Raw genomic sequence first — 19,804 nt, 5'->3', positions numbered from 1 at the left:
GCTACTCTTTTTCTTTCACTTCACTCACCAGCTGTCCGCCGTTATAGAGCTTTATCACCGTTTTGCCATTTTTCGGAATGCTGCCCAGCCACAATGGAACGATGGAACTGGAACTTTTGCTGTCCTGGCCATTGGCCGAAAAATACAGCGAAGCGCTGTTATCGTTTGTATTGACATAGGAAGAATCCAGTGAGATCTGCGTCTGGTAATAAGTTGCCGGCATGGTAGCAGCTATTACTACCTGTGTACCAAGATCTGGATTTGGAATATCATTCTTCATCGTTTTCGCCATTCCAAAAATACTATCAAACTGTTGTTGATTGTCGATTACCCAAAAGGTCAGGCTATCGGAAACGGTGATATTGTTTTTCACAAAATAACCGGGTAGCGGGTTTACATTCAGCTGTGCGATAGGATCTGGTGTGTCTGCAAAGGCAGTGTCCTGGTCGTTGTGTTGTTTTTTGTCCTCAGATTCCTGGCAGGCATAGGCAAATACACAGCAGAAGGCAATAAATAGCAGATACTTCAACATACTATATTTTTTAAAGGTTTACCGAATAGAAGGTGGCGGCACCGGGCGTTTAGACAAGGATATTAACAGGGTAATATTACCAACGCTATGCTTGCCGGTACCACTCATCCAGGCTGTTCTGGATTGTTGTGTATAGATAAACGAACAACGATTTATGCCAAATCCCATACCATAGTCTATACCCCAGGTGAAATGGCGCATATGGGTCAGCTGTTCAGAATTATAATCAACGAATTGCTGATCTCTTGAGCGAAATATACCGCCCTGCAGCAGCGCATTATACATAGTTATGTTAAACATGGGGTTACCAAAAATATACACCTGAAATTTCCTTTTGGTGGCTTTGGCCATATCAGGATCACCAAAGTAGGGGTTGAAAAGACCTACGCGCACGGATGCTTTTGCCTGTAATGCCGTGGTCATGGTGCCTGCCTGGGCAGTTCCCGAACCGCGAATGTCCAGGTAATTCACCGGGTTCCATAACATCCGTTCATAAGTGAAATTATAGTTGAGTAGCGGTGCATTAGGTACCTGATGTCCCCAGCCTTGCGGCGTCTGATAGTGTATGAGTTCATGGAAAAAGGTCTGCGTTTGTTCTGCAAAGGCCCATGGCCCCATTACCCCAAAGAGAATCTCCGAATGAAGACTATATTTTTTCACTGCATTATAAGAGGTTAGCTCATGTCGGGCGAATAATGCACCTGCATAATAGTAATCATTCGCAATAAAGCCGGTATCAGAAATATTGTTGGGGGTGATCATGATCTGCATGATATTCCATTCCCATACGTTAACAGCAATTTTTCCGGCCTTGGGCATCAACCATTTATCTACAAATTTTGAATTTTTTTTCTTCATGTAGAGATAACCGATACTCGTTCCATTACTATACGCCTTGTCTGTTCCACGGCCCCAGACATTGAAGAAATCATCATCTTCATAAATTTTCAGAAGGCTGGTGGCATTCTGAGTAAGCTGTGCCTGTGTGATCAGAGATAATATGCAAAGGATTAAACAAAGTAAAGTTTGCTTCATTGTCAGTATTTATGCTGCCTTTCCTCCTGAAATCTATCCATAAATAACCGGCGACTATCTGGTATTGTTGACCACAGCCTGATTAAAAATGCTTTCAGAGGTCTATTCCGACAGCCCTCCTGATATGCTATTGGCCAGATGATGGTGATGGTACCGGGCGTTTCGACAGGGCAATCAGCACCATGATATTACCAACACTATGTTTGCCGGTACCACTCATCCAGGCAGTAGCTGTTTGCTGGGAATAAATAAAGGAGCACCTGTTGACGACAAACCCCACACCATAGTCATATCCGGCAATAAAAGGGTTCATGCGGGTTACCTGCGCCGCGGATTGTTCACGGAATTGCTGACTTTGGGAGCGAAACAGGCCTCCCTGGAGCAGGGCATTATACATTACGTAACTGGCCGTAGGGTTGAAGAATGCGTAGACTTGAAACTTATGCCTGGTAGCCTTTTGAAGGTCTTCGTCGCCAAAGTAGGGATTGAATAGTCCCACTCTGATAGTGGCCATTGCATTTAAGCCGTCTATCATCGTGCCTCCCTGTGCCGTTGCGGCGCCTACAATTTCCAGGTATTTTTTCGGGTTCCACAGCATGCGCTGAAACGTAAAATTATAGTTGAGCAGTGGCGCATTGGGAAGCTGATTGCCCCAACCTTGTGGCTTCTCATCGCCAAGGGCCGAATGCATCATTTTCTGGAGCTCGCCGCCTAGTGCCCATGGCCCCATAAAGCCAAATACAATTTCAGAATGCAGGCTGTATTTTTTCTGCGGATTATAGGAGGTGAGTCCATGAATAGCAAAAAAAGATCCTGCATAGTAAAAATCATTGGGTATGTAATTACTGTCTTCCAGGTTGTTGGGTGTCATCATCATTTCCATGAGACTCCAATCCCATACGTTAATAGCGGATTTACCGGCTTTTGGCATTACCCATTTATCCAGAAAGCGGTCATCCTTTTTTTTCATGTAGAGATATCCTATACAGCTTCCATTGGTATATGCTCTGTCTGTTCCTCTTCCCCAGAGATTGAAATAATCATCAATCTCATTTAGTTTCAGAATGCTGGTAGCGTTCTGTGTGATCTGTGCCGTTGATGTCAGGGATAATATGCAAAGGATAAAACAAATTAACGAATGCTTCATTGTTAATATTTATGCTGCCTCATTTCTTCTGAAACCTATGCATAAATAACCGAAGGGCATCTGGTATTGTTGACAATATCAAGATTAAAAAACTTTAAAGATTTCGAAGGCATCTTTCGACAGCTGTTCCTGGTGATCGGGGTGTGCGATATCTATCAGTGCCTGTGCTCTTTGTTTCAGGTTTTTCCCGCGTAGATAGGCAATACCGAACTCTGTTACTACATAGTGTACATGCGCTCTGGTAGTAACAACGCTGGCGCCTGGGTGTAGCCTGGATACGATCCGGGAAATGCCCTTTGAAGTGGTGGCAGGAATGGCAATGATGGGCTTGCCCCCTTCTGATAGTGCGGCTCCGCGCATAAAGTCCATTTGTCCGCCTACTCCGCTATATTGCCTGAAACCGATAGAATCAGCACATACCTGGCCGAAGATATCGATCTCTATTGCACTATTTATAGCAGTTACTTTGGGATTTTTACGGATGATGGAAGGGTTATTCACAAATTCCACGTCCAGCAGCCGTAGTATGAGGTTGCTGTCCATGAAATCGTATAGCCGCCGGGAGCCTATCGCAAAACTGGATATCAGGAGTTCCGGCTGAATGGTCTTTTTACGCCCGTTGATGACGCCTTTTTCCACCAGGTCGATAATGCCGTCAGAGAACATTTCTGTATGAATGCCCAGGTTTTTATGATTATGGAGACATTGCAATACTGCATTCGGAATACCGCCAATACCCATCTGCAGAGTGGCGCCATCGTCTATGAGTGAGGCTACATGCTGTCCGATGGCGAGTTCTGTAGCCGTGGGGGCCTTTACTGGCTGTTCATAAATCGGATAATATACCTCCACGCCGGCACTGATACGGGATATGTGAATAACGCCATCTCCCAGTACCCTTGGCATAAAAGGATTTATCTCTGCTATAATCGTTTTTGCCAGGCTGATGGCAGATCTGGAAACATCGCAGGAAACACCTAGCGTACAGTAGCCGTTTTTGTCAGGAGGAGAAACAGAAATCAGCGCAACATCTATCGGATGATCAAGTGAACGGAAATATTTCGGTATCTCTGACAGGAACATCGGAACATAATTGGCCCTGCCTTCATTTACCGCCTTGCGTATATTTTTACCTACGAAAAAAGAATCTACATGAAAAGCGTGAACGTGCTCCGGTTCTGCGTAATCTGCGTCCCACTCGGTATGAATACTTACCAGTCGCACGTTTTGTAACTCATTGCTACGCTCAGACATCGCTTTTACGAGGGTTTTGGGTGTAGCGGCGGCAGTATGGATAAATACGGTATCTCCGGAGCTGATAAGTTTTACGGCATCAGTAGCTGCTAAATAGCGCATATGATCAGGTTTGTTGTATGACTAAGTTATCGTGCGGGAAGATTACAAACTATGAATAATATCATGTTGTACTTTAACACGATAGATATTTAAAAAAAGAGGAACAAGAAAAGAAGGGCATTTGTTGTAAAATCATCCTTATCACTAACGCAGATGGCTATATTAAAATACAGAACAGGTACAGTGGCGGATACTGAAGCGATTTGCAGATTGCTGCTGAAGAGTTATGAACAGTTCAGGTTTCTTTTTCCGGGAGATAATGGCCCGCGTTTGCTGGAAAACCTGGCAGACAGCGATCGTCTGCGGGAGATTATCTTGTCAGGTACTGTTTTTATATGTTTTCAGGAAGATGATAATACATTTGCCGGGGTTGTTTTCCTGGTGCCATCGGGTAATCCGACGGCGATTTATCCGGCAGACTGGAGTTATATCCGTTTGCTGGGGGTGGATCCGTCTTTTCGGGGAGCAGGGATAGGGGAGCAGCTGATGCGGATGGCCATATCGGCGGCGAAGGCCTCCGGAGAAAGGGTACTTGGATTACATACCAGTACGGAAATGCCCACTGCCAGGCGACTTTATGAACGACTCGGCTTCCGGCTGATCAGGGAACTGGACCCGATTTTTGGGGCACAATACTGGCTTTACCGAATGGATTTATGAAAAGTTGTCCATTTTAGTTATTTATGTGCATAAAAAATGATGGGCTTACTTGTTCGCTTTCAGAGACAAATGTTATATTTTAGCAATCTAAACGAGTACACTACAACTTTTGCGTAGAGATCTGTCAAATATTACCGAGGATGGATTGGTGGATCGACTATTAGCAGGGGATCCGCAGGCAAGGGAGTTTTTGTATGATCGTTTTTCAGGGGCCCTGTACGGTGTAGTATTGCAGCTGGTCCCGATTGAAAGAACAGCAAATGATGTGATAGTCCGGGTATATATCTGGGCATTTCAAAATATCGGAACATTCCGCAACTCCGGGTATCATACTCTTTTCGCCTGGATGTTACGTAAAACCAGGGAACTGGCAATCAAAGAAGCGATTCCTGAGACAGCGCTAACCGGCGCAGAGCTTATGAAACAGGAAGAAGGAATGTTACAAAGATTTTATCTCGAGTTACCCATAAAAGAACAACAAGTTTTCCGACTATGTTATTTTAAAGGATTATCCATCACAACGATAGCCCGAATGCTGGCTTTGCCGGATGAACAGGTAAATGAACTGCTCAGCTCAGCCATGAAGGCTTTCAGAAAATACATTAAAGAATCGTGGAACTAAAGTTTTACATAGAAACAGGGATAATTGAATCCTATGTAATGGGTCTGATCTCAGAAGATGAAGCTGAAGAGTTTCAGCTGATGAGAAAGCTCTATCCGGAGCTGGAAACAGAAATCGAGATCGTAGAGCGCCGCATTCACCGTGCCGCTTACGCTGATGCTGTGCTTCCTCCGATGGAGACACGAGAAAGAGTTTTACAGGCATTCAGATGGGATAATGGCAATGGTGGCGGTTCCGCCAATGACGTACCCCCGAACTATACTTTTATCAACATTCAGCCAAAAGATGGCGACCAGATCATGGTTCACAAAAACTGGCGCATCTTTATTTTTATGCTCATCATTCTGGCGAAGATATTTCTCTTCTTCAGTATCTTTTATTATCTCAAATATGCCCAGATGAAGGAAAAAACCGGGCAACTCATCATTACTCCACATTCGATTAGTACTCCTGACACTACGCCATACAATATCAGTCGGAGCTAACACGTTTTGAGGGGAATAAAAAATATTATTTTATCAGGAATCCATTTCCTGCTGTAGAATCGTAAATAGACTTATAGTATATTTTAATAAAATATATTCTCCTTTTATTCCTATTTAATTAGATCAAATTGAATATCAGACATTACATCGATGAAGGCAATATCGAACGTGTGCTGCTCAATTTGGCAACTCCGGATCAGGTAAGGGAATATCATTTTCTCCGAATGATATCTCCAACCGTGGATGTGGAGGCTGCCAATACTGAACTCACGTTTGAGCACCTGTTCCTGGAAGATGCCGTCATGCCACCCGCCAGCGTAAAGCATGAAATCATGCAGCGTATCCGCGATGACGATACCAACAGGCGCCCGCCTCATAACAAAAACGGTTATACGAATTCCGGAAATGGTAACGGTAACGATTATCTGGAAATCAAACAGGGCTGGAAACGTGATATTACTGTCAGCATCTGGTGGCGCTGCGCCTTTATCGCCCTTTGTGTATTAGTAATGGCCCTTGCCGCTTCTACCTGGTATCTCAATAACCAGGTTAATCATCTTCAGGACGCACTCATCCGCCTGAAAGTTCCTTCTTCCTCAACTACCCATTAGAATTTAGGGATTTCATTTGGTACGTTTATTGTAAATGCTGAACTTGCCAGCGATTTATACAGTTGTAAACCTTAGCGGTTAACAGTTGTTGAATACAAAAGAGCATTTAAAATAAACAAACAAAACTTCCCATGAAAAATTTGTCATTTGCTGCTGTTCTGCTTGCAATGATCGCTATTTTCGGATCATCCTGCGCGCCTAAACAAGGAGTAACCACCGACATTAACAAGGCTTCCGTAAAAGGAAACTGGATACTCACCGATATCAAATATGAAGGGATTCCAGACAACGCCAAAGTAACCGTATTCGACCAGGCTGCAGCTAAATGTTTCATCGGAAGCAAATGGGTACTGCCTGACAACGCTGCTATGGGTACTTTCACACTCAACCCAACCGACAATAGCTGCGCTCCTGCAACACAGAAAATAGTATGGTCTATCTTCAAAAATGGTGGCACCACTCAGTTCCAGTTCAAATATCTGTACCCTGGCGAAAAAGCTAAAAACATCACCGAAGGTTACCGCGTTGATATCCTCGGCGCCGGTAGCACCATGACCTGGAGAGCGAACGTTAATTTCGAAGGAAATAACGCCGCCATCATTTATACACTGCAACGCCAGTAATAACTTTCTATAATAACTTATATGAGCCGGCTCTGCTTAGCAGAGCCGGTTTTTTTTATTATATTTAATTACAAAGAAAGCAGCATCATTATGAGCATCCAGCACACCAAAATCCAGTTCCTTGCCCATGCTAGTTTTAAAATAACTACCCCGGAAGGCCGTACCATTCTGATTGATCCATGGTATACTGACAACCCGTTCCTCCCCGCCGGAACAACTTTTCCGGAAAATGTTGACCTGATCCTCCAGAGCCACGGACATGGTGATCATCTCGATAAAAAAATAATCGAATATATACGTACTTACTCGCCTAAAGTCATTGCAAATCCGGCAGTTAGAGCCTATCTGATGAACAACAGCGTGCCCGATCATGTATTCGATGCCATGAATGTAGGTGGTACGGTTTCTCTCATGGATCTCAAGATTACAATGACTAACGCCGTTCACCTGGCTCATGTCAACCAACCAGATGGGAAAATGGGTTACCTGCACGGTACCGTTGGATTCATCATCTGGCTCAGTGATGATGTTTCTATCTACTATTCCGGCGATACTGCCGTGTTCAGCGATATGGGCCTTATCGGAGAAATCTATGAGCCGGATATCGCCATCCTTCCCATTGGCGACAGATTTACCATGGGCCCACTGGAAGCAGCTTTCGCTACCAGACTGCTCAAAGTAAACCACGTAATTCCATGTCACTACGGTTCCATGTCTTATCTCTCCGGAACACCAGAACGATTGAAAGAACTGACACAAGACCTTAATAAACTGGAAATTCACGCACTGAAGCCTGGAGAAGAATTAGATACTTCTTCGCTCAAACTCAAACAGTGGTAAGCTGTTTGTCCTAATATTTATTTCATGTTACCCCTTCAGACTGACCGACTATTCGTATATCCATGTCGTTTACCCTTGCTGACGGAAATATACCTTAGGCATCCGCATGCGACAGAAACACTGGAGGCTGTCATCCCGAATGAATGGCCCCCGGAAGAAATTAAAGAACTGCTACCATATTTTCTGGAAATGCTACAGCATGATCCAAAGTCATTCCCATGGCTGGTTTGGATTATAGTAGCTGCAAAAGAAAGAAAGGTAATCGGCAACGTCGGCTTCAAAGGCCGCCCCGATAAAGATGGAATGGTGGAGATAAGTTATTACCTGATACCAGGTTACAGGAGTCGTGGCTTCATGTCTGAAGCCGCGGCAGCCCTTATTAAATGGACATTCACGGAATCACCCGTACGAAAAATCGTTGCTGAGTGCGATGCTACCAACGTACCATCCCTGAGAGTATTACAGAAACTAGGTATGCGACTGACACACAAATCGGGAGAAATGCTGCACTGGCAAATCAGCAGGCCAGCCAAAATATAGGCCGCCTATTCAGTGAAATTATTGCGTGTAAAACGAATGAACAACTGTGCCAGCTTGTCCTGCTGACCTTGCAGGTACGTAAAATGAAGCTTTCTTACCAACTTGAAATTCTTCACCGGCAGCACAACAAATTCCCCGGCCTCAATTTCCCGGTGAACTGCATGCAGCGAAATAAAGGCTGCACAAGGGGCATGATGCAGGTAGGATTTAATACTTTCTGTGCTGCCCATATACATGGCTATATTAAGGTCGGTGATTTTTAGCTTCAGCCGTTTCAGCTCCTCCGTGATCACTTCCAGGGTACCACTTCCATGCTCACGCATTAATAATGGAATGGTTTTTAATTCAGCAGCAGATAGCGGTTCGCCATTGCCATAGATATGTTTTGGATTTCCTACCAGTACAATTTCATCTTTGGCAAACTCCACATACTTCAACTGTGGGTTCTTGGAACTTCCTTCTATAATACCCAGCTGTATGCTTTTCTCAAATAATGCCTGTTCTATCTGCTCAGTATTACCGGTAGACAGGGATGTTTTTACATCCGGATATCGCTGGTTGAATTTCGCCAGCAGCGGCGGTATCAGGTATTGCGCAATGGTAGTGCTGGCGCCAATGGGCAACATGCCGCCCTGCGTATGCTTCAGTTGATTGATATCGTATTCCAGATTGCGGTAATCAGCAAAGATGATCTCTGTATGATGCATCACCAGCTGGCCTGCGCGGGTAAGTTTAATTCTGTTCCCTATACGCTCAAACACCGCCATGCCCAGTTGCTGCTCCAGCTCGTGGATATGTTTGGTCACCGCAGGTTGAGAAATGTATAATTCTTCTGCAGCCTTCGTAAAGCTCAGTCGCTTGGCAACAGTATGAAATACTTTAAGTCTGAAATCGAACATGCATTAAAAGTAATCAAAATCAGATAAATGTAGTATCAGGCTATATTTCGGGGCATAAAAAAAGGAGCCTCGCCGAGGCTCCTTTTAACTATGTTTACTCACTAATTAGCTTTTCTTCTTTCCTGCATTTGGGTTATTGGCTTTGTAACGCATGTCAGGAGTACCGTCTTTTTTGGTAGGACCTGCTGCTGGCGTGGTGGTAGCACCTTTGGTGTCTTTGTAACGTTTGTCAGGGGTACCATCTTTTTTTACATGCTCAGCAGAAGCGGTTGCAGGTGCTGCTTTAGCTTTAGCTTCAGCTTCAGGTTTTGCGGCCTTTGTTTTAGCATCTGCTTTAGCAGCTTTAGTGTCTGCCTTAGCGGAGGTTTTAGCGTCTGCTTTAGCTTCTTTAGCGTCAGCTTTAGCTTTAGCTTTCGCTTCTTTAGCATCTTTCTTAGACGGAGCAGTTGCAGGTGTTTGCGCCATGGCTACAGTCATACCCAGAAACATAGCCAGAACAGCGGTGAGGAACTTTTTCATAAGAAAATATGTTTTAGAAAAATTAAGACATTTTTCGATTCGTTCCGTCATTTTAAGGGAGATTTAATTTTTCTCTACCCACATGCCATTCTCCCTGATCAGGTTGATGAGTTCGTTAACGGCCACGTCGCTGTTGAGTCCGCGTTTAACGATCTCTTTACCTCTGTAGAGCGTAATTTTACCCACACCACTACCTACATATCCGAAGTCTGCGTCAGCCATTTCACCAGGGCCATTTACGATACAACCCATAATGGCAATTTTAACACCTTTCAGGTGGTGAGTAACTGCCCTGATACGTGCTGTTGTTTCCTGTAAATCGAACAGGGTACGGCCACAGGAAGGACAGGAGATATATTCTGTTTTGGAAATACGTGTACGGGTAGCCTGCAGGATACCAAAGGCAATGTTATTCAGCGTAGTGCGCTGACTGGCAACATCGGCACTGTTGGCAAGCCATAATCCATCACCGAAACCATCCAGGAGCAGGGCGCCTGCTTCGGTAGCGTGGTGGATCAGGTGTTCATCTGCTGTTTCATTTTTGCTGATACTGTGGATGATCACCGGTATGTCGATATTTCTTTCCAGCAGCAGCGTAAAGAAGCGGCGTATGTTAGCCATAGCGGTAGGGCCGCCGGCATAGGTTGCCAGTACGGTCTGCGCCGCAAATGCCTTTTCTGTAGCTGCTTCCAGCAATGCTGTGATAGCAGGTGCATCCAGGTTATCGCAGTTTACCGCTACAAAATTTTCTTTGGCTGTCTGTCCGGCTTTATAAGCTGTCAGATAAGCTGCTGTATCGAAGTAAGGAATGTAATCCGCTTTGTCTGCCAGAGAAGCCCGGTTGCCGGCGTTGGTAACAACGCGCAAAGTGCCTGGTAGTCCGAAAGACGGCAGGTTATCGCCAGTATATATATAATCGGCGGCAGCATCTGCAATATTCCATTTGTCGCTGGGCTCATCGTAGGTATAACCGATGGCTACAAGATCCGTTGGTTGCAGGTTGGTGGCTGCGCTATAGTCTGCCACTACTACCGGTACCTGTTTGGCGCCGATATTTTCTACCTGTTCCGTTTCACGGCGTTTGTAGTTGAAAGGAGAGTAAAGTACCTGGATGAGCGGAGCGGAAGTAGCTTCCGGCGTTGCGGTTCTGTTAGTATAACGTTTAACGATGTCGCGGCAAACAGGTAATTCAAATTCCGGGTCTTCTGTGAGCGACACGCGGATGGTATCGCCGACACCATCTTCGAGGAGTGTACCGATACCGATAGCGGATTTGATACGGCCATCTTCACCGTCGCCGGCTTCTGTAACACCGAGGTGGAGCGGGTAGCAGTGGCCTAATTCCTGTTGCATGGTTTGCACCAGGAGTCGGTAGGCCTGTACCATTACCTGTGGGTTACTGGCTTTCATGCTCAGTATAATATTGCGATAGCTGAGGTCTTCTGCGATACGCAGGAATTCCATAGCGCTTTCCACCATTCCCATTGGGGTGTCGCCGTAGCGGCTCATGATACGATCGCTGAGCGAGCCATGGTTGGTGCCTATACGCATGGCAGTTCCATGATCCTGGCAGATTTTTACCAGCGGTGTAAATCGTTCGCGGATGCGGTCAATCTCTTCCTGGTATTCAGCATCAGTGTAGTCTAAAGTTTCAAATTTCTTTTTATCTACATAATTTCCCGGGTTAATACGAACCTTTTCTACTATACGTGCGGCTATTTCGGCGGCATTAGGCGTAAAGTGAATGTCCGCAACCAGCGGTGTATGATATCCCTGCCGGCGGAGTTCTTTTTTGATCTCCAGCAGGTTTTCTGCTTCTTTTTTACTTGGAGCGGTGATCCTTACCAGTTCAGCACCTGCTTCGATACAACGGATAGTTTGCGCCACTGTGGCCGCTGTGTCCATGGTATCAGTGGTAGTCATCGTCTGAATACGAATAGGGTGGTGGTTGCCAATCAACAGATCCCCAACTTTTACCTCCAGGGTATCCAGGCGTTTGTACGATGTTAATGAATTGCAATAAAGCTGCATGCGATTATGTTTTCCTGCTGATGCAAAGTTAATAAACAGGTGCTCAATTTTAACGGGCTTAAAGCTACATTAAATTCCATGAATGGAATCCTCAGCGTATGCTAAATAAAGGACGAAAGGCGTATTTTTGAATTATTATTATGTTACCGAACAAAAGAGCTGATATTCCGTACCAGGAGCTACCTTTTGATGGACAGTTTTCCATTTTCCCACTGGGGACCTTTTCCCACGAGCTAACCCAGCAGCCACACCGACACGATCATTTCCAGATAATATGGTTCACAAAAGCCGCCGGCCGTCATATGGTAGACTTCGTCTGGTATGAGCTGGAAGATAATATGCTCTTTCTGTTACGCCCCGGTCAGGTACACCAACTGGATTGTGTGAGAGACGGAATTTCTATCATCTTCACAGAAAAATTCTATTTCACCAACAAAAATGATAAGGAGACTTTGTACGATTTCTCCAACCTCTTCGACAGCTGGCATGGTTACGGGCCGGTACGACTAGGAACGTGTGTATCGGAATCTTTTCGCCTTTTGTCTGACCTGATGTCCAGGGAGATGAAAAGCTCCCTTAGCAACAGTAGTATCATTAAGCATTACCTCAATGCCTTCCTGCTGCTGGCGGAAAGAGAGAAGAGACGGAATGCCGCAGAGATCATGATGCCTCATCATCACGACAGCAGGGTAGTTCAGCTTCGTCGTCTGATCGAAAAGCACTTCCAGTGCGAACATCAGGTAACCTTTTATGCCAACGTCTTTGCCCTTACGCCCAAGCGCCTGAACGAAATCACCAAAGAAACCACCGGCCGTACTATCACAGAGCTGCTGCACGACAGGATCGTGCTGGAAGCCAAGCGCAACCTCGCTTTCAGCCATAAGAGCGTGAAAGAGATCTGCTATGAGCTTGGCTTCGAAGATCCGGCCTACTTCTCCCGCTTTTTTAAAAACAATACAGGCATCTCTCCCCAGGACTTCAGAGATATGATGTTCAAATAGTCCAAGTCAATAGCTTAATTGTCCAACGAAGATGATTTTACCTGCATCTACCTTTGCGTGACTTATTTGCCTTGCTATTATTGGACGCTATAGATTAAAGTATGAACATCTGGAAACCGCTTTTCCTGCTGGCTTTTGTCACAGGAAACAGTGCTGCAGTGGTAGTTGCGCAAACCCAGCCGCTCACCCTGCAGGATGCCCTTAAAACAGGATTGACCAATTATCAATCCATCAAAGCCAAAGAGAATTATGCCAGAGCTGCTGGTGAAAACATCAGCGCTACCCGAAGAGAATTTCTTCCTGACCTGAACCTCTCCGCTCAAAACAGTTACGGAACTGTAAACGGCCAAAACGGCCCTATGTGGGGCTACAAAGGATGGACTACCGGTGCTTCCGGCCCAGCCTTACCTTCACAAAACTGGAACTCCGCATTCGGCGGCCTTTACCTGGCAAACATTTCCTGGGATGTTGTCACCTTCGGCAGACGCATTGCTAAAGTAGAACTGGCCAAACAACAGCTCAACAACAGCAACGCCGACTTCGAACAGGAAAAATTTGAACAACAGGTCAGGATTGCCGGCGCCTATCTCAATCTCTTAGCCGCACAACGTCTGCGAAAGTCCATGGAGTCCAACCTCTTCCGGGCTCAGGAACTCCAGCGCATGATCGTTTCACGCGCCCTCAACGGATTGAATGCCGGTGTCGACAGCTCCATCGCCAATGCTGAAGTCTCCAAAGCCAAACTCTCGCTCGTGGATGCTGATACCTACATGCAGCAACAGAGCAACAAGCTGGCTGAAATGATGGACGTGCCACCACAGGACTTTATACTGGATACGACCTTCGTGAGTAAGGTTCCCAACGAACTGCTGGAAACCATTACGCCACAGGATAGTACCACACTCAAATCACAGCCACTGCTGAAATTCTACAATACCCGTATTGATCTCAGCCAGGCAAACCAACAGTTCATTTCGAAGAACGTAATGCCAAAACTGTCGCTGATGGGCGTTTTCCAGACACGTGGTTCCGGTTTTAATTCCGACTATAGTGCCGCTAACCTCAGCAGCTACAGCTCCGGATACTGGGATGGCATCAACCCTACCAGGTCTAACTACCTGCTGGGACTCAATCTCTCCTGGACCATCACGGACCTCTGGCGTACACACTCACAGGTGTCCCGTCAGCATTATACAACGGAAGCCTTAAAGAACGAGTATAACCAGCAATATCACCGCCTTTCGCAACAACTCGTATTGTCTGAGCAGCAGTTATTGAATGCAGTGAAGAAATACAAGGAAGCTCCGATTGGTCTGAAAGCCGCTGGTGACGCATTTCTGCAAAAAAGCACCCTGTACGAGAACGGTTTAAGTAACATCGCTGATCTCTCACAGGCATTATATAATATCAACCGCGCTGAAACAGATCGTGATATCGCCTATAACGGCGTATGGCAGGCATTACTGTATAAAGCCGCCACAGTAGGAGACCTGGAGGTCTTCCTGCATCAACTGTAAAATCATCTAATACTCATTCCCATGAATCTGATCAGAACGGCCTTACGCAAACCAATTGCTATCATGGTGGTGGTAGTTGGACTTGTGTTCTTCGGTATAAACGCCGTGCGGACTATCAAAATTGATATCTTCCCGGACCTCAATCTTCCTGCTATTTACGTATCGCAGCCCTATGGCGGTATGTCGGCCCAGCAGATGGAAGGTTTCATCGCAACAAACTACTCTAACTTATTCCTCTATGTAACAGGGGTAAAAGATATTGAAGCAAAAAATATTCAGGGGCTTACCATGATCAAGATTACCTTCTATGAAGGTACTAACATGGCCCAGGCAGCCGCGGAAGTAACGGCAATGGCTAACCGCGCATTCTCCGCCATGCCCTCGGGTACACAGCCGCCCTTCATTATTCGCTTCGACGCCTCCACACTGCCTATCGGCCAGTTGGCCATGAGTAGCCAGACGCGTACCAACAACCAGTTGCAGGATCTTGCCATGACCATCGTCCGCCCATCGTTTAGCCGCATTGCAGGTCTGACCTCGCCGGCCCCTTTCGGTGGTAACTCCAGAACGATCGTTATTCACGTAGACCCTGCGCTGATGCGTAGCCACAACCTGACGCCCGATCAGATAGTGGCCGCCGTAAAAGATAATAACCAGATCTCTCCCGCAGGTAACGTGCGTATCGGAGATATCACCTATCTGACGCCGGCGAATACGGTCATCCGCACAGTAAAAGAATTTGAAGATATACCACTGGTAGCCGGAAGCGGCCCTACGGTGTTCGTGAAAGACGTTGCCAAAGTGGAAGATGCCGCAGATATCACCAGCAGCTATGCAGTTATCAATGGTAAACGCTCTGTTTATCTCCCTATAATAAAAACCGCAGACGCAAGTACCTGGACGGTCGTAAACAACCTGAAAGCTGCTTTACCGGATATTCAGAAATTATTGCCGGAAGATGTGAAAGTATCTTTTGTATTCGACCAGAGTGTATATGTGGTGAATGCCGTGAAAAGCCTTATCAGTGAAGGGGTTATAGGCGCCATGCTCACTGCCCTTATGGTACTGCTATTCCTTGGCGACAGACGAAGTGCCTATATCGTAATTATCACCATCCCGGTATCCGTGATCATTGGCGTGATGCTCCTGAAACTGTTCGGGCAAACCATCAATATCATGACACTTTCTGGTCTGGCATTGGCAATTGGTATCCTGGTGGATGAATCCACGGTAACGATTGAAAATATTCACCAGCACCTGGAGATGGGGAAATCAAAGGCCCAGGCCATATGGCATGCCTGCCAGGAAATCGCGTTCCCGAAACTGCTGATCCTGCTGTGTATCCTCGCAGTATTTGTGCCTTCCTTTACTATGTCGGGCGTGCCTCGTGCCATGTTCCTGCCTTTGTCGCTGGCCATAGGCTTCTCTATGATCGCCTCTTATCTGCTGTCTCAAACGATGGTGCCTGTGCTGGCAAACTGGATGTTGAAGGCAGAGAAATTCCAGCATCATGGCGGCCATCATCATGTATACAGCAATGATGCCCATAAAACTGCCGGTTATATAGAAACAGAGCTGGCAGATGAAAAACAGCATCAGAAAACCCTCAGCAGGTTTGATAAGTTCAAACTGAAGTTCATGGGCTGGCTGGAAGCCATGATGAAACGTCGGAAATTGGTTATAGCAGCATATTTTATTGGAGTTGGTGGTATCGTGGTTTTATGTATGAGTGTTATCGGTAGAGATATTTTACCCAAACTGAATAACGGACAGTTTCAATTAAGGCTTAAAGAGCCTACCGGAACCCGTATCGAACGTACGGAGGCCATGCTTATTAAGTCTACCGATATCCTGAAAGAAATAGTGGGAGCGAAGAACATCGATATCACCTCCTCTTTTATTGGTACCCATCCATCTTCTTATTCTACCAACCCGATATACCTGTTCATGGCGGGTCCTAATGAGGCCGTATTACAGGTAAATCTGAAAGAAGATTATAAAGTTAACCTGGATAAATTAAAGGAAAAATTACGTAAACGGATACACGCAGAAATGCCGGAAGTGTCGATGGCCTTTGAGCCAATCGACCTGACAGATAAGGTGATGAGCCAGGGTGCTGCTACGCCGATCGAAGTGGCTGTAATGGGTAAGAACCTGGCAGAGAGTAAGCCTTACGCAGATAAAGTGCTGGCGGAAATGAAGAAGATTCCATACCTGCGTGATCTCCACTTCAACCAGGCGCTGGACTATCCTGCCATACGTATTAATATAGACAGGGAAAGAGCTGCCCAGTTAGGATTATCTATAGGAGAGATTTCCCGTTCATTGACTGCAGCAACATCTTCCAGCCGTTTTACAGAAAAAAACGTTTGGCTGGATGAGAAAAACGCGACCTCCTACTTTGTACAGATTGCTGTTCCTGAGAATGAAATGGCATCTATGGACGAGTTGGCGGCCATTCCGATGAGTAAAGACAAGGCAAGGCCTTCACTGGGCGATGTGGCCACCCTTACACCGGATACGGTTGTTGGGCAGTACGATCGCGTTGGTGCGGTACGTGTTATCAGTATCGGCGCCAATATCAACAAGAAAGACCTCGGCGCGGCCACTAAGGCAGTAGAGCAGGCTATCAAAAATGCAGGTGAGCCTCCACGCGGTATGAAGGTAGAGAAGCGCGGCCTGATGAATCTCCTGGACGAGACCCTTGATAGTCTGCAGTCTGGTCTGCTGGTAGCAATTATTGTGATCGTATTATTGCTGGCGGCAAACTTCCAGTCATTCAAAGTGGCTTTTGTTTCCATCGCCACGGTACCGGCGGTATTGGCAGGATCCCTGATTATGTTGCTGGCTACGGGTTCTACACTTAATCTGCAATCTTATATGGGGATCATCATGTCGGTAGGGGTGTCGGTGTCCAACGCTATCTTGTTGATTACCAACGCCGAAAAGCTGCGATTGGAAAATGGAGACGCCACCAGGTCGGCGCTGGAAGGAACTTCTATCCGCCTTCGTCCGATCCTGATGACCAGTATAGCCATGGCGGTAGGTATGATACCAATGGCTTCCGGCCTCGGTGAAGCCGGCGACCAGACAGCGCCGCTGGGAAGGGCCGTTATCGGTGGTCTCCTGGCTAGTACAGTGGCTTCGCTGTTTATCCTGCCACTGGTGTTTTCATGGGCACAGAAAAATACGACTACCAAATCCGTTTCTCTCGATCCGGAAGATGAAGAAAGTCAATTCTATGTACCAGGCCCTAAATACGTATAACCTTAACGAATAAACGATATTAATATCATGACCATAAAAAACTACAGTCCGACCCGTTTAATCCTTGCAGCAGCAGCGTTATTACCTCTGGGATTAATGTTCTCTGCCTGTAATTCCTCAAAAGCTGCTGATGATGAAAGCGCTGAAAACTCCGGAACTGTTGCGGTGAAAGTAATCACCTTGCAGAAAACACAACTGGGGTCTAAACTGAAATTGCCTGGAGAGGTAAAGCCTTACCAGTTTGCGGATCTCTATGCAAAAGTGAACAGCTATGTGAAAATTGTGAATGTTGATATGGGTTCGCAGGTAACAGCAGGTCAGGTACTGGCAACGCTGGAGGCGCCGGAAATGAATACACAGCTGATGGAAGCGCAGTCCAGACTTCATACCAGGGAAGCTATGTTCCGTGCCAGCTCCTCTACCTATAACCGTTTGCTGAAAACAAGCCGTGTTCCTGGTACTATTTCGCCAAATGATCTGGAAATGGCCCTGGAAAAAATGAGTGCCGACAGTGCAGAACTGTTGTCCGCCCGCTCCTCTTACCAGGAGGTACAGCAAATGCTGGGCTATCTGGTAATCCGTGCTCCTTTCAGCGGTATCATCACACAACGTAATATCCACCCGGGCACTTATGTTGGCCCGGCAGGTAAAGGTTCTGATAAGCCACTGTTCAGACTGGAAGAACAACGTAAACTGCGTTTGGCGATTGCCGTACCTGAAGTGTATACTGATGACGTAAGACACGCTACAGATGTGAAGTTTACGGTAAGGTCCATGCCTGGAGATACTTTCACTGCCAAAGTGAATCGTATTGCCGGTAGCCTGGACGTGAGACTGCGCTCAGAACAGCTGGAAATGGACATCAATAATACCGACGGAAAATTACTGCCTGGCATGTATGCAGAAGTGAACGTGCCTTTACCGGGCAAGAAAGATGTATACGTTGTGCCTAAAGGCGCCATCGTGGTTAATTCTGAAAAAGTTTTTGTTATAAAATCTGTGAACGGCAAGGCTGTTTGGGTTCCTGTAGAAAGAGGCAATGAATCAAATGGAATGGTAGAGATATTTGGCGGTCTGTCAGACAATGACATGATTGTACAGAATGCAACAGATGAGATTAAAGAAGGAACTGCTTTACATCCTGCAAAGTAGAAAGTGTGTAAGAGTGATGACCTGTATGCCGGAAACTCCCGTTAATAGCGGGAATCCGGGTATAGGCAAAACAAAAATCCCCGCTGATGTCAGCGGGGATTTTTTATTATATAAAGTTATTCAGGTAGATGATTTACCAGTCTTTTTCTACTGGAACAACCTGGCCTTTCACTTTCTTGTTTTTGTCCTGTAATTTCTTCTCTTCCTGTGAAAGTGCCTGCAGTAAACGGTCCGCTTCCTGTTTGTTTAACTTGCTTGGTTGTGGTTCTGGTTTATCCTGCTGCTGGTTTTGTTTGTCTTTATCTTTATTGTCTTTATTCTGGTCTTTGTTCTGATCTTTGTTTTTATCCTGATCCTTTTTATCCTGGTCTTTCTTGTCCTGGTCTTTCTTATCCTGATCTTTGTTGTCTTTGTTTTTATCCTTGTCTTTGTTCTTGTCCTTATTCTTGTCTTTATTGTCTTTGTTATCCTTATTGTCTTTGTTGTCCTTGTTTTGCTGCTGCTGTTGTTTTTTCAGCATAGCCTGTGCGTAGGCGAGGTTGTAACGGGCATCTTCGTCGTTGGGATTGATTTTGAGTGCCTGTTTGTACGACTTGATACTCTCTTCCCACTTTTTGTTTTCCATGAAGGTATTACCGATGTTGTAGTCGGCATCAGACTTCACATTTTCTTTTTTCGCTTCTTTCAGGCTGTTGGCATATTGCGCGCGTGCCTCGTCGTAGCGTTTTTGCTGGTAGAGGGAGTTTCCGAGGTTGTAGCTACCTATGGCAGATTGGGCATTTTGTTCCAATGCTTTTTTATAGTTGGCTTCAGCGTCGGTATATTGTTGTTTGTTATACAATTCGTTTCCCTTACGGATATACTTATTGCTGCTGCCGCTCTGCTGGGCGCTGGCAGAAATACCTGCCAGCAACAGTGCTGCAACGAATAAACCATATTTTGTTAACTGTATTCTCATGATCCGATT

Annotated in this window: 19 protein-coding genes; 11 read left to right on the top strand and 8 right to left on the bottom strand. The window is 45.8% G+C overall.

Annotated elements, in window-relative coordinates; translation table 11 throughout:
• Window position 1: 1 nt before the first annotated feature.
• The 4 genes from F3J22_RS02105 to F3J22_RS02090 form a co-directional block, all read right to left on the bottom strand.
• The gene (locus F3J22_RS02105; protein WP_167013803.1) at window positions 2-532 is read right to left on the bottom strand and encodes a hypothetical protein; all 531 of its coding nucleotides are present in this window, start codon (window positions 530-532) and stop codon (window positions 2-4) included.
• Between the two features lie 18 nt (window positions 533-550).
• Window positions 551-1,567 (bottom strand): lipid A deacylase LpxR family protein, encoded by a 1,017-nt coding sequence (locus F3J22_RS02100; protein ID WP_167013800.1) that lies wholly within the window; start codon window positions 1,565-1,567, stop codon window positions 551-553.
• A gap of 127 nt (window positions 1,568-1,694) precedes the next feature.
• Window positions 1,695-2,714, bottom strand: a complete 1,020-nt coding sequence (locus F3J22_RS02095) for a lipid A deacylase LpxR family protein (protein WP_167013798.1) — start codon at window positions 2,712-2,714, stop codon at window positions 1,695-1,697.
• An 84-nt stretch (window positions 2,715-2,798) separates the two neighbouring features.
• Complete coding sequence (locus tag F3J22_RS02090; protein WP_167013796.1) at window positions 2,799-4,070, bottom strand: acetyl-CoA hydrolase/transferase family protein; 1,272 nt, start codon at window positions 4,068-4,070, stop codon at window positions 2,799-2,801.
• A 153-nt stretch (window positions 4,071-4,223) separates the two neighbouring features.
• Here F3J22_RS02090 and F3J22_RS02085 point away from each other — a divergent pair, with 153 nt between their 5' ends.
• From F3J22_RS02085 to F3J22_RS02055, 7 genes are all read left to right on the top strand, one after another.
• Window positions 4,224-4,730 (top strand): GNAT family N-acetyltransferase, encoded by a 507-nt coding sequence (locus tag F3J22_RS02085; protein ID WP_167013794.1) that lies wholly within the window; start codon window positions 4,224-4,226, stop codon window positions 4,728-4,730.
• A gap of 148 nt (window positions 4,731-4,878) precedes the next feature.
• Window positions 4,879-5,352, top strand: coding sequence for a sigma-70 family RNA polymerase sigma factor (locus F3J22_RS30780; protein ID WP_167013792.1), 474 nt, complete (start codon window positions 4,879-4,881; stop codon window positions 5,350-5,352).
• Window positions 5,343-5,837 (top strand): hypothetical protein, encoded by a 495-nt coding sequence (locus F3J22_RS02075; protein WP_167013790.1) that lies wholly within the window; start codon window positions 5,343-5,345, stop codon window positions 5,835-5,837. The genes F3J22_RS30780 and F3J22_RS02075 overlap by 10 nt, the downstream gene beginning before the upstream one ends.
• A gap of 128 nt (window positions 5,838-5,965) precedes the next feature.
• Window positions 5,966-6,448: a hypothetical protein gene (locus tag F3J22_RS02070; protein ID WP_167013788.1), complete on the top strand. Its 483-nt coding sequence runs from the start codon at window positions 5,966-5,968 to the stop codon at window positions 6,446-6,448.
• A gap of 131 nt (window positions 6,449-6,579) precedes the next feature.
• On the top strand, window positions 6,580-7,071 hold the full coding sequence (locus F3J22_RS02065) for a lipocalin family protein (protein WP_167013786.1): 492 nt from the start codon (window positions 6,580-6,582) through the stop codon (window positions 7,069-7,071).
• 90 nt (window positions 7,072-7,161) lie between these two features.
• Window positions 7,162-7,911: a metal-dependent hydrolase gene (locus tag F3J22_RS02060; protein WP_167013784.1), complete on the top strand. Its 750-nt coding sequence runs from the start codon at window positions 7,162-7,164 to the stop codon at window positions 7,909-7,911.
• A 24-nt stretch (window positions 7,912-7,935) separates the two neighbouring features.
• Entirely contained in the window at window positions 7,936-8,451 is a 516-nt protein-coding gene (locus F3J22_RS02055) for a GNAT family N-acetyltransferase (RefSeq protein WP_167013782.1), read from the top strand.
• Window positions 8,452-8,456: 5 nt separating this feature from the next.
• Here the strand turns inward: F3J22_RS02055 and F3J22_RS02050 are convergent, their stop codons facing one another.
• From F3J22_RS02050 to ispG, 3 genes are all read right to left on the bottom strand, one after another.
• Window positions 8,457-9,350 carry a LysR family transcriptional regulator gene (locus F3J22_RS02050; RefSeq protein ID WP_167013780.1) on the bottom strand — a complete coding sequence of 298 codons (894 nt, stop codon included), beginning with the start codon at window positions 9,348-9,350 and terminating at the stop codon, window positions 8,457-8,459.
• Between the two features lie 105 nt (window positions 9,351-9,455).
• Complete coding sequence (locus F3J22_RS02045; RefSeq protein WP_167013778.1) at window positions 9,456-9,869, bottom strand: hypothetical protein; 414 nt, start codon at window positions 9,867-9,869, stop codon at window positions 9,456-9,458.
• 63 nt (window positions 9,870-9,932) lie between these two features.
• Window positions 9,933-11,900, bottom strand: a complete 1,968-nt coding sequence (gene ispG / locus F3J22_RS02040; RefSeq protein WP_167013776.1) for a (E)-4-hydroxy-3-methylbut-2-enyl-diphosphate synthase — start codon at window positions 11,898-11,900, stop codon at window positions 9,933-9,935.
• A 140-nt stretch (window positions 11,901-12,040) separates the two neighbouring features.
• Between ispG and F3J22_RS02035 the strand changes: the two genes are divergently transcribed.
• The 4 genes from F3J22_RS02035 (at window position 12,041) to F3J22_RS02020 (ending at window position 18,837) form a co-directional block, all read left to right on the top strand.
• Window positions 12,041-12,901: a helix-turn-helix domain-containing protein gene (locus tag F3J22_RS02035; RefSeq protein ID WP_167013774.1), complete on the top strand. Its 861-nt coding sequence runs from the start codon at window positions 12,041-12,043 to the stop codon at window positions 12,899-12,901.
• A 101-nt stretch (window positions 12,902-13,002) separates the two neighbouring features.
• Complete coding sequence (locus F3J22_RS02030) at window positions 13,003-14,418, top strand: TolC family protein (RefSeq protein ID WP_167013772.1); 1,416 nt, start codon at window positions 13,003-13,005, stop codon at window positions 14,416-14,418.
• 21 nt (window positions 14,419-14,439) lie between these two features.
• Entirely contained in the window at window positions 14,440-17,685 is a 3,246-nt protein-coding gene (locus F3J22_RS02025) for an efflux RND transporter permease subunit (RefSeq protein WP_167013770.1), read from the top strand.
• Between the two features lie 27 nt (window positions 17,686-17,712).
• Window positions 17,713-18,837, top strand: coding sequence for an efflux RND transporter periplasmic adaptor subunit (locus tag F3J22_RS02020; RefSeq protein WP_167013768.1), 1,125 nt, complete (start codon window positions 17,713-17,715; stop codon window positions 18,835-18,837).
• 133 nt (window positions 18,838-18,970) lie between these two features.
• On the opposite strand, the gene F3J22_RS02015 is transcribed toward F3J22_RS02020, so the two are convergent.
• Window positions 18,971-19,795, bottom strand: coding sequence for a tetratricopeptide repeat protein (locus tag F3J22_RS02015; RefSeq protein WP_167013766.1), 825 nt, complete (start codon window positions 19,793-19,795; stop codon window positions 18,971-18,973).
• Between the last annotated feature and the right edge of the window lie 9 nt (window positions 19,796-19,804).

Source organism: Chitinophaga sp. Cy-1792, from assembly GCF_011752935.1.
In the GTDB taxonomy this organism is placed as follows: Bacteria; Bacteroidota; Bacteroidia; order Chitinophagales; family Chitinophagaceae; genus Chitinophaga.
This window is presented reverse-complemented; position numbering and strand designations above follow the sequence as displayed.